We start from the raw sequence: 10,292 nt of genomic DNA on the forward strand, positions 1-10,292 counted from the left end.
AGCGGGGCCACATCCAGAGCCCGGGAACCCACTTCCGGAAGCAGCGGGCCGGCCGTCCCGCCGTCCAACCCCAGCAGCACGCGCAGCACCGGCACCACCGCCGCCGCCCGTTCCTCGTCCGCCCCCGCCCCGAATCCCGGCACGCCCCGCGAAGCGGCCACGGTGCCCCGGCGGATGAGCTCGCCCAGCGTCCGCCGCACTCCCGCCCCGTACGCGGAGAACGTCCGCCGCAGCAGGGGCAGCACCCCCGTGAACTCGCGGCCGGGCACCGCCACGAGCCACGAATCCACCAGCGCGCGCAGCCGCTTGTCGTGGACGAGCAGCATGCCGCCGGCGTCGCCCTCGCCCAGGAACCCCTCGATCCACGCCGCCGCCTCCACCGGTGCGACCGCGCCCGAGAGCGCGAGTCCCATGAGCCGGGCGGCCCGGTCCTCCGTCAGGTGGCCCTCGTCCAGGAGGAGTCGCGCGGCTCTCCCCCGGATCCCGCCGGGCAGGCCGTCCCGCCCGGCGAGCAGCCGCAGCACCGCGGACCAGCGCTCGCGTACGCCGCCGGGCGGAGCCTGCGCACCGGCGAGCAGGCCGACCGCGTGGTGCACCGCGTCCAGGTGGCCGCGCATGTCCGCCGCCGCGTCCGTGTCCAGGCCGTGGCAGGCGGCGGGCAGGCCGACGAAGACCCGCTCGGCGAGGCCCGCGGCCACCTCGCCGAGGGCGGCGGTGTCGGTGCGGCGCACGTCGCCGTACCGCAGCGAGCGGACCAGCGCGGGCAGGGCCGCGGCCAGGTGCGCGACGTCCGCGTCGAGCGCCGCGCGGTCGGCGAGGACGCGCATCACGGTGGGGAGGGCGTCGGGCAGCCCCGCGAGCAGGCACCGCTCGGCGAGGGACGTGAGCCCGGCGAGGGCCGGGGTGCCGATCGCTTGGGACTCCGCCTTCGCCGTCGCGGCGGCCTCCACGGTCGTGCCCCACGCGCCCGCCTCGGCGATCCGGACGGACAGCTCGGGGTCCCACCGCAGCCGCCAGGTCTCCCGGAAGGTGCCCGTGCCACCGCGGGAGGGCACCGGCTCACCCCAGTCGACGCCGAGGAGCCGCAGCCGGTGGAGGAGCCGGCTGCGGGCGGCGTCGGTGTCCTTGCGCAGGTCGAGCTCGCGGTCCCGCGCGGTGGCCTCCGGCTTGAGCCGCAGGGTGCGCTGAAGACGGGTCAGGTCCCGCCGCAAGGGAGTGGCGGGCGCGGCGTCGGGCACCTCGCCGAGGTCGTCACCGATGACGAGGCGCTCCCGCACCAGGGCGAGGGGCACGTCGGAGCCGTCGCACATGACGGCCCGGACCGCGTCGAGCGTCTCGGTGAGCCCGGCGAGCGGGCGGCCGCGCAGGGCGGCGAGGGTGTCGGCGAGCCGTACGGCCTCGATGACGTGGGCCGGGGAGACGGGGTGGTCCTCGGCGCGCAGCAGCCGGGCGACCTCGGTCATCCAGCGCTCGACGGGCCGGTCGGGGGCGTGGAAGAGGTGGCCGTACCAGCCGGGCGCGTCGATCCCCGCGCCGTAACCGCTGTGGCGGGAGAGGCGCCGGTGCGTCCAGGGCACCCAGCTGAGCTCGGCCTTGACCTTGGGCAGGCCCTTGAGCTCCGCGCGGTCCGCGGCGACGGTGCGCCTCTCCGCGAGCGCCGGTACATGCCACGCGCCGCAGACGACGGCGAACGCGTCGCCGAACTCCCGCCGCGCTTCCCTGATCCGCAGCCGCATGTGCGCTTCGCGCGCGGCGTCGTGGCCGACGCCCTCCCCGTGGGCGGCCCGCAGCTCCGCCATCGCCTCGGCGAGGGCGTGGAACGGCGCGAGCGCGTCGCCCGCGCGGGGCCCGCTCCGGTGCTCGACGGCGTCCTCCCACCACCGCTCGGGGTCGTCGTGACCGGCGGCCGCGGCGAGCACGGCCAGCGGGTCGGCCCGCTCCGTCCGGCCTTCCCCGCCGGGTGGTCCGGCCTGCCCCCGCAGGGCGAGGGTGTGGGCCGCCGGCAGGTCGACGAAGCGGACGGGGACGCCGTGGGCGAGGGCCCAGCGGATCGCGGTCCACTCCGGGGAGAACGCCGCGAGCGGCCAGAACACGGACCGCCCGGGGTCGTCGACGGCGTGGGCGAGGAGGGCGACGGGCGGGCGCATGCCCTCGTCGGCGGCGAGGTGGACGATCGGCTCGGCCTCGGGCGGCCCCTCGATCAGCACGGCCCGCGGCCCGCACCGGTCGAGCGCGGCCCCGACGGCCCGCGCGGAGCCGGGGCCGTGGTGGCGGATGCCCAGCAGGGCCGGGCCGGTCCCGGTCATGCGGCGGCCTCCCGGCACGCGCGGTAGAAGTCCTTCCAGCCGTCCCGTTCGCGGACGACCGCCTCCAGATACTCCTGCCAGACCAGGCGGTCCGCCGCCGGGTCGCGGATCACGGCGGCCGTGACCCCGGCGGCCACGTCGCTCGCGCGCAGCACGCCGTCACCGAAGTGGGCGGCGAGGGCGAGCCCGCCGGTGACGACGGAGATCGCCTCGGCCGTCGAGAGCGTCCCCGAAGGGGATTTGAGCTTGGTGCGGCCGTCGGCGGTGACGCCGTCGCGCAGCTCACGGAAGACGGTGACCACGCGCCGGATCTCGTCGGCGCCGTCGGGTACGGCGGGCAGGTCGAGGGAGCGCCCGATCTGGTCGACGCGCCGGGCGACGATGTCGACCTCGGCCTCCGCGGTGGCGGGCAGGGGCAGGACGACGGTGTTGAAGCGGCGGCGCAGGGCACTGGAGAGCTCGTTGACCCCGCGGTCGCGGTCGTTGGCGGTGGCGATCAGGTTGAACCCGCGCACCGCCTGCACCTCCTCCCCCAACTCGGGGATGGGCAAGGTCTTTTCGGACAGCGCGGTGATGAGCGTGTCCTGCACGTCGGCGGGGATGCGGGTGAGCTCCTCGACGCGGGCGATCGCGCCGGCGGCCATGGCGCGCATGACGGGGCTGGGGACGAGCGCGGCGCGGCTGGGGCCCTCGGCGAGGAGCCGGGCGTAGTTCCAGCCGTAGCGGATGGCCTCCTCCGGGGTGCCGGCCGTGCCCTGCACCAGCAGGGTGGAGTCGCCGCTGACCGCGGCGGCCAGGTGCTCGGACACCCAGGTCTTGGCGGTGCCGGGCACGCCGAGCAGGAGGAGCGCGCGGTCGGTGGCGAGGGTGGTCACGGCCACCTCGACGACGCGGCGCGGGCCCACGTACTTCGGGATGATCACCGTGCCGTCGGGGAGGGTGCCGCCGAGCAGGTAGGTGGCGACGGCCCACGGCGACAGCCGCCAACGGGCGGGGCGGGGCCGGTCGTCGGCGGCCGCGAGCGCCTTGAGCTCCCCCGCGAAGGCGTCCTCGGCGTGCGGGCGCAGCGCTTCGGTCTCGATTCCGGGCACGGTCACAAGTCCCCCTCGGTCGTGCGGTTCCGGGTCACGTGAACAACCCTGCACCACACCACTGACAATCGGCCCCGGCGTCGGAAATCCGCAGGTCAGGGCGATTGTCAGTGGGGGGTCGTAGCGTTTGCGGCATGAATCCGCAGGGGGAACGCTGGACGGAGGACCGGGTGCTCGCGCTGGCGCCTGACGGACCGTCACGCATGGCGGGCGGCAGGCTCGCGGTGCCGGGCCGGTGGTCGGGCGCGGGGGCGCGGGGCGCGGGCGCGGTCTGGGGGGAGTGCGAGGGCGGCGGCTCGCCGTGCCGGACGGTCGTGGACCTCGACAGCCCCGGCGGCCCCGCGTTCCACTGCTCGTGTCCGGGCCGCGAGTTCCCGTGCGAGCACGCGCTCGGGCTGTTGCTGCTGTGGTCGGCGGGCGGGGATCCGGTCCCGGAAGGCCGGCCGCCGGGCTGGGCCGGGCAGTGGCTGGACCGGCGGCGAGCGGAGCCCGGAGCACTGCCTTCCGCGCCGGCAGGGGCCGACGCGGCGCGGCGCAGGGCGGAGCGCCGGTCGCAGCGGATGGCCGCAGGGGCGAGGGAGTTGGAGCAGCGGCTCGGCGACCTGCTGCGGGCCGGCCTCGCGGCCGACGGCTCGCAGTACGGGCAGTGGGACGAGACGGCGGCCCGCATGGTCGACGCGCAGGCGCCCGGACTGGCCGCGCGAGTACGGGAGTTGGCGGCCGCGCGTGCCTCCGGCGGCGACTGGGCGTCGCGGCTGCTGGCGGAGTGCGCTCTGCTGCACACGCTCAACCAGGGCTTCCTGCGCCTCGACCGCCTCCCCGAGCCCTTGGCCGCCACGGTGCGCACGCGCGTCGGTATCGCGGCGGATTCCTCGGCCCTGCTCGCTTCCGCCACGCCCGTCCGCGACCACTGGCTGGTCCTGGCGCGGTCGGACAGCGACGACGGCCACTTGATCACCCGGCGGACCTGGCTACGCGGCCGGAAGACGGGGCGGATGGCGCTGCTCCTCTCGTACGGAGCGGGCGGCCGGGCACCGGAGTTGTCGCTTCCCACCGGCCTCTCGCTGGACGCGGACCTCGCGTATTACCCGGCGGCGCGACCGCTGCGCGCCGCCCTGGGCACCCGGTACGCGACCTTCGAGCCCAGCCCCGCTCCCCCGCCGGGCGGTGACGTCCGGCGGGCGCTGGAGACGTACGGCGAGGCCCTGCGCGACGACCCGTGGCTCGACGCCTGGCCGGTGATCCTCGATGCCGTGGTCCCGATACCGGGCCCGGAGGCGGGCTGGCAACTGGCGGACGCCGACGGCGATTCGGCCCTCCCCGTCCACCCCCGCCACCGGGACCGCTCCGGCCTGTGGCAGCTCACCGCGCTGTCCGGCGGCCGACCGGTCACGGTCTTCGGCGAGTGCGGCCACCAGGGCTTCACGCCGTTGTCCACGTGGGCCCCTGAATGCGTACAGCTCTGAGACACCTGCCGATCTGGGACACCTGCCGGGGTCCGGGTGCGGCGGATCGACCGCCTCCGGGTGCGCGCTCTCACGACGAACCGCCGGCACAGCGCAGCGAAAGGGCAACCGCATGAACACCACCTGGGACGAGTTGGTCTCCGCCGCCCTGCTCGGCACCGCCCGGCGCACACCGCCCGTGCGGCCGCGGGACGGCCAGGACGCCGCCATGGCCCTGCTGGACGCCGCGGCCCTGCACACCGTCCGGCTGCGTGCGGGGCTCGTGCCCGCCGCCGCTCGGCCGCGGCCGGAGCCCGCGCCCGAGGACCCCCGGCCCGCGCTGCCGCCCGCCGCGCGGCGCCGGCTGGCCCTGCTGCTCGCCGACCGCTCCGGAGGCGGGAGCGGCGCGGGACGGCGGATCGGCGCGCCCGATCTCACGGAGCTGCTGCCGCAGTGGCTGACCGCCGCCAACCGGTACGGCTACCGAGCGCCAGCCGCCCTGCTGCCCGCACTGCTGGAAGCGGCCCGCGCCCGTACGGATCTCCGGCCCGCGGCGCTCACGTTCGGCGGCTCCCGGGCGCGCTGGCTGGCCGGGCTCAACCCGCAGTGGAAGTACGCGCTCCGCGCCGGACCCGCCACCGCGCCGGGCCACACCGTGGCCGATGCCGCCGAGGCCCGGAAGGTGTGGGAGGAGGGGCTGTTCGCCGAGCGGGTGGCGCTCCTGGCCTCCGTACGGCGCCGCGCCCCGGCGGCCGCCCGGGAGCTGCTGGCGGAGACCTGGCGGACGGAGCGGGCGGAGGACCGGCTGATGTTCCTGGACTCGCTGCGCGAGGGGCTCTCCCCGGACGACGAGCCGTTCCTGGAGCAGGCGCTGACCGACCGGAGCGGCAACGTCCGCGCCACGGCGGCGGAGCTGCTGGCGCGTCTCCCCCACTCCGCGCTCGCGGGGCGGATGGCGGAGCGGGCGCGTACGTGCGTGGCCCTGGAGCGCGCGGGCGGTGCCGCCCGGATAGCGGTCGAGGCGCCGCACGAGTGCGACAGGGACATGCAGCGGGACGGCGTCGTCGCCAAGCCGCCGCCCGGCCGCGGCGAGCGGTCGTGGTGGCTGAGCCAGGTGGTGGAGGCGGCCCCGCTGGCCATGTGGCGCGAGCGGTTCGGAGGCCGTGGGGCCGAGGCGATCGTGGCGCTGCCGGTCGCCGACGGCTGGCAGCCGGAACTGCACGCGGCCTGGTGCCGGGCCGCCGTCCGGCAGCGGGACGCGGAGTGGTCACGGGTCCTGCTCGGCCCGCCGACGGCGCCCCCGGAGGGCTCGTCCTGGCGGGACCCGGCGAAGCTGCTGTCCGCGCTGCCGCCGGAGGAGCGGGCCGAGTGGGTGGCGCGGTTCATCGCGGCGCACGGGCTGTCGGAGGCGTTCCGGCTGCTGGGCGTGTGCGAGGTGCCGTGGGCGCGGCCGCTGGGCACGGCCCTGGTCGACGCGCTCGACGCCGCACGCGACGCGGGCGGCTACCCCTGGAGCTTCAGCGGCGTGATGGGCCTGGCCGAGCGCTGCCTGGACCCGGCGCAGGCGGACCGCCTGGAGGAGCTCACGGCACTGCCCGGCGAGCCGCGCTCCCTGTCCGAGTCCGACGGCGCGGCCGGCTATTGGGCGGAGGCGTTCCGGCGGCTCGTCGGTACGTTGCGCCTGCGCGCGGTGATGGCCGCGGAGCTGGCGGGATGAGGCGGCGGACCGGGATCGCGGGTGCGCGACGCGGCCCGCCGCCGTGCCCGACCGGCTACGCCGCCCCGCGGACGTTCTCGTTGACCCACTCCACGATCGACGCCGTCGTCGCGCCCGGGGTGAAGATCGCGGCCACTCCCTGCTCCTTGAGCGGGGCGATGTCCGCCTCGGGGATGATGCCGCCGCCGAAGACCTTGATGTCCTCCGCGTCGCGCTCCCGCAGCAGCTCGATGACCTTGGCGAAGAGCGTGTTGTGCGCGCCGGAGAGGATGGACAGGCCGATCGCGTCGGCGTCCTCCTGGATCGCGGTGTCCACGATCTGCTCCGGTGTCTGGTGCAGGCCGGTGTAGATGACCTCCATGCCCGCGTCGCGCAACGCCCGGGCGATGACCTTGGCCCCGCGGTCGTGACCGTCGAGCCCCGGCTTGGCCACCACTACACGGATCGGACCGGTCACTCCCATCACTGCCTCCAAGTACGACAAGTACGACGCCGACGACCGGCCGAGAGGATTCCCCGCGCCCTGGGGGCGGGATGTGAACGAACGTTATCCCCAGCATCCCGCACCCGGCCGTTTCACGGTGGAGAGGGAGGGGGAAATCACACGTGGGACAACACGTTCGCTACGCACCGCCCTCCCGCTTCCGTATCCCAGGGGTCTTGGGGCCTCTCGTGTCACCGGAGCGGCGGGACCGCGGGCGGTCGCGAGGGGAGCCGCAGCGAGCTCGCCGCAACAGTGTGCCGACAGCCGCGCGGCACAGTGATGCGGCCTGTGGCGCACAGCTGCCCGTGAATGCACACGGGGGAGAGAGCCGCCTTCTGTGTGCCGTTCAGGAGGTCGGCCATGGCGGCCCTGCGCTTGATCACTCTCTTCTCCGCCCTGCTGCGCCCCTCGGCGCTGCTCGTCAGGTCCACGCTGCTGGAGCTGGCGATCCTCACGGGCCACGTACTGCTCTATCCCACCGGTCTGACGCAGGAGCGCCGTCCGCCACCGCTGTCCCCACCACCCACAGGGCGCAACGACACGCCCGAAGGCGAATCGGAATCGGGAACAAAAGGCAAAACAGAACAGGAAACAGAACACGCGCCCCACCCGCCCGTGCTTCTCCTCCACGGTTTCATCGACAACCGCTCCGTCTTCGTCCTGCTGCGCCGCTTCCTCCGCAGGAACGGCTGGCAGCAGATCGAGTCCCTGAATTACTCCCCGCTGACCTGCGACGCCCGGCTCGCGGCCGAGTTACTGGCCCGGCACGTGGAGGAGTTCTGCGCCCGGACGGGCCGGACGGAGATCGACGTCGTGGGCCACAGCCTCGGCGGACTGATCGCGCGCTATTACGTCCAACGCCTGGGCGGGGACGCCCGGGTGAGGACGCTGGTCACGCTCGGCACCCCGCACGGGGGCACCCGCGTCGCGCCTTTGATGTCCGCGCATCCCCTCGTCCGGCAGATGCGCCCGGGGTCGGATGTCATAGCCGAACTCGCCGCGCCCGCGCCCGATTGCCGAACGCATTTCATCAGCTTCTGGAGCGACTTGGACCAGATAATGGTGCCGGTCGAGACGGCGCGGATCGATCACCCGGATCTGATCACTCGCAATGTCCGCGTGACCGGCGTCGGCCATCTCGCGCTCCCGGTGCACTGGGCGGTGGCGGCGGGCGTCCGCCAGGCCCTGACCGCGGAGGAAACCGCAGCTGAGGCGTCCGGTGCGGCGTCGGTCGCCTGATCCGCGACCGGTCCCGTAAGGCGCCGCGCACCCCCGTCCGTTCACCCTTGAGGGGACGGAACTCGATTCCACCCACCAGAAAACCGAACAACCTTCGAACGTCAAATCGGTTTCCCGGGCTTCAGTCCACCGAAAGGCGGCCAAATGCCCGCCCCAGGGCCGCCTGAAACGTGACGAAGATTGTCGCCATCCCGAACCGCCGGGTACAGTCGCCGCTAATTCTCCTGCTCCCGAGGCGAAAGAGAAGTGGTGGTGAACGACCGTCACCCGTCGGCGGGCTCCGGCCCGGCCGGTCCCGCTCAGGACATCTCCTACGGGCACTACACGTCGTACGAGCAGCAGGGCACCCCGCACGGCTACCCCGGCTACGAAGGCCAGGACTCCGGGCAGTGGGACACCTCCGGCTGGGGCCACTCCCCCGACGCCTCCTGGGGCGGCCACACCGCGGGCTGGAACCAGTTCACCGACGGCGGCTGGGACCAGGGCGCCACCGGACAGACCCAGACCTGGGAATTCACCGGCTACGACACCGGGCAGACCGGCCAGTGGGACACCTCGGCCTGGGGCCACCCGGGCGGCGTCCCGGCCGCGGACACCGGCTCCTGGAACACAGCCGGACCGTACGACACCGGCTCCGGCTGGGCACAGCCCGCCGACGGCGGCTGGCACCCCGACACCTCCGTCCACGCCCAGAGCTGGGACACCACCGGACCGCGGACCACCGGCTGGGAACAGCAGCAGGACGCCGGCTGGGGCGACGTCAGCACCCAGCAGACGCAGACCTGGGACACCAGCGCGTACGCGGACACCGAGGCGCCCGAGGCGCAGCACACCCCCACCCTCATGGTCGACCTCTCCGGCGCCGACCTGGGTCCCGCTCCCTCGCCCGGCGCTCATTACGTCGCCGACGCCGAGACCCGGACCATGTCGGTGCTCGACCAGCCGGAGCCCGAGGACGCGCAGGACGCGCCGACGGCGGCGGGCGTCCCGGCGCAGAGCCGCAGCCGCCGCAAGGGAGGCTCCTCGCGCACCGGCTACCGGCCGCGCCGCAAGGCCCTGTTGACGGTCGCCGTGCCCTCGGTCGCGGTCATGGGCGTCGCGGGCATCGCCGCCGCCTCCGTCTCCGGCGGCAAGAGCGAGGCGAAGCAGACCCAGGCCGCCGCCGCTCCCGACGCCGCGGCCGTCCCCTCGATCGCCAACAGCAAGCTGGACACCCAGCTCGCCGGCCTCAGCCGGGGCGCCGACGACTTCGCCACCCGCGCCACCCGCACCCAGGAACGCCTCGACCTCAAGGCGCGCCAGGAGGAGGAGAAGAAGCGCAAGGCGGAGGAAGCGGCGCGCAAGGAGGCCGAGCGCCCCAAATTCGCGCTCCCCGTCACCCAGCACGGCCTGAGCGCGTACTACGGGCAGGCGGGCGTCAACTGGATGTCCGTCCACACCGGCATCGACTTCCCCGTCAGTTACGGGACGCCGGTCATGGCCGCGACGGACGGCACGGTCCGTACGCAGTACAACGTCGCCTACGGCAACATGGCCATAGTGACGTCGCCCGACGGGACCGAGACCTGGTACTGCCACCTCAGCAGCACGAAGCTTCGTTCCGGGCAGGTCAAGGCCGGTGACGTCATCGCTTACTCGGGCAACTCCGGCAACTCCACGGGGCCGCACCTCCACTTCGAGGTCCGGCCGGGGGGTTCGGCGGTCGATCCCCTGCCGTGGCTGAGGTCGCACGACCTGGACCCGACGTAGGGCTCCGCCGTGTGGGGGCGCGTGCCTGTTGCGCCTGCGGCGCTTCGTTCCCCCCGACTGCGGGCCGGTTCACCGCCTGCGGCGGGAGCGGCCTGCGGCCGCGTCCTCAAGCGCCGGACAGGCTGATTTTTTTCCCAGCCCCGCCCCTTCCCGGCTGCGTCTGATATGCGGCTCCGCCGCGTGGGGGGCTTCGCCCCAGACCCCGCAACACGCTTCGCGCGTTGTCCTCAAACTCCCCCAGCTACCTCCCCCAGACTCCGT

6 protein-coding genes and 1 pseudogene are annotated in these 10,292 nt (G+C 74.8%); 4 read left to right on the forward strand and 3 right to left on the reverse strand.

Annotated features, from left to right (window positions below; genetic code table 11):
- Positions 1–59: 59 nt before the first annotated feature.
- Positions 60–2,306: pseudogene (locus ACZ4A5_RS10095) on the reverse strand (DUF5682 family protein); the annotation flags it as partial.
- Positions 2,303–3,403, reverse strand: a complete 1,101-nt coding sequence (locus ACZ4A5_RS10100; protein WP_467580668.1) for an ATP-binding protein — start codon at positions 3,401–3,403, stop codon at positions 2,303–2,305. The pseudogene ACZ4A5_RS10095 and the gene ACZ4A5_RS10100, both read right to left, overlap by 4 nt.
- Positions 3,404–3,531: 128 nt before the next feature.
- On the opposite strand from ACZ4A5_RS10100, the gene ACZ4A5_RS10105 reads away from it, so the two are divergent.
- The gene (locus ACZ4A5_RS10105) at positions 3,532–4,863 is read left to right on the forward strand and encodes an SWIM zinc finger family protein (protein WP_467580670.1); all 1,332 of its coding nucleotides are present in this window, start codon (positions 3,532–3,534) and stop codon (positions 4,861–4,863) included.
- A 112-nt stretch (positions 4,864–4,975) separates the two neighbouring features.
- On the forward strand, positions 4,976–6,559 hold the full coding sequence (locus ACZ4A5_RS10110) for a DUF5691 domain-containing protein (protein ID WP_467580673.1): 1,584 nt from the start codon (positions 4,976–4,978) through the stop codon (positions 6,557–6,559).
- 55 nt (positions 6,560–6,614) lie between these two features.
- Here ACZ4A5_RS10110 and ACZ4A5_RS10115 read toward each other — a convergent pair whose 3' ends face one another.
- Positions 6,615–7,022 (reverse strand): cobalamin B12-binding domain-containing protein, encoded by a 408-nt coding sequence (locus tag ACZ4A5_RS10115; protein ID WP_361533297.1) that lies wholly within the window; start codon positions 7,020–7,022, stop codon positions 6,615–6,617.
- 381 nt (positions 7,023–7,403) lie between these two features.
- Between ACZ4A5_RS10115 and ACZ4A5_RS10120 the strand changes: the two genes are divergently transcribed.
- Both ACZ4A5_RS10120 and ACZ4A5_RS10125 read left to right on the forward strand, forming a co-directional pair.
- Positions 7,404–8,282, forward strand: coding sequence for an esterase/lipase family protein (locus ACZ4A5_RS10120; RefSeq protein WP_467580676.1), 879 nt, complete (start codon positions 7,404–7,406; stop codon positions 8,280–8,282).
- Between the two features lie 249 nt (positions 8,283–8,531).
- Complete coding sequence (locus ACZ4A5_RS10125) at positions 8,532–10,031, forward strand: M23 family metallopeptidase (protein ID WP_467580679.1); 1,500 nt, start codon at positions 8,532–8,534, stop codon at positions 10,029–10,031.
- The last annotated feature ends 261 nt before the right edge of the window (positions 10,032–10,292 follow it).

Source organism: Streptomyces sp. NPDC025618 (genome assembly GCF_055558795.1).

Bases quoted from the DNA above. Each gene is read 5' to 3' on its own strand.
- ACZ4A5_RS10115 (WP_361533297.1), bottom strand. From the start codon at position 7,022: ATGGGAGTGACCGGTCCGATCCGTGTAGTGGTGGCCAAGCCGGGGCTC.
- ACZ4A5_RS10110 (WP_467580673.1), top strand. From the start codon at position 4,976: ATGAACACCACCTGGGACGAGTTGGTCTCCGCCGCCCTGCTCGGCACC.
- ACZ4A5_RS10105 (WP_467580670.1), top strand. From the start codon at position 3,532: ATGAATCCGCAGGGGGAACGCTGGACGGAGGACCGGGTGCTCGCGCTG.
- ACZ4A5_RS10120 (WP_467580676.1), top strand. From the start codon at position 7,404: ATGGCGGCCCTGCGCTTGATCACTCTCTTCTCCGCCCTGCTGCGCCCC.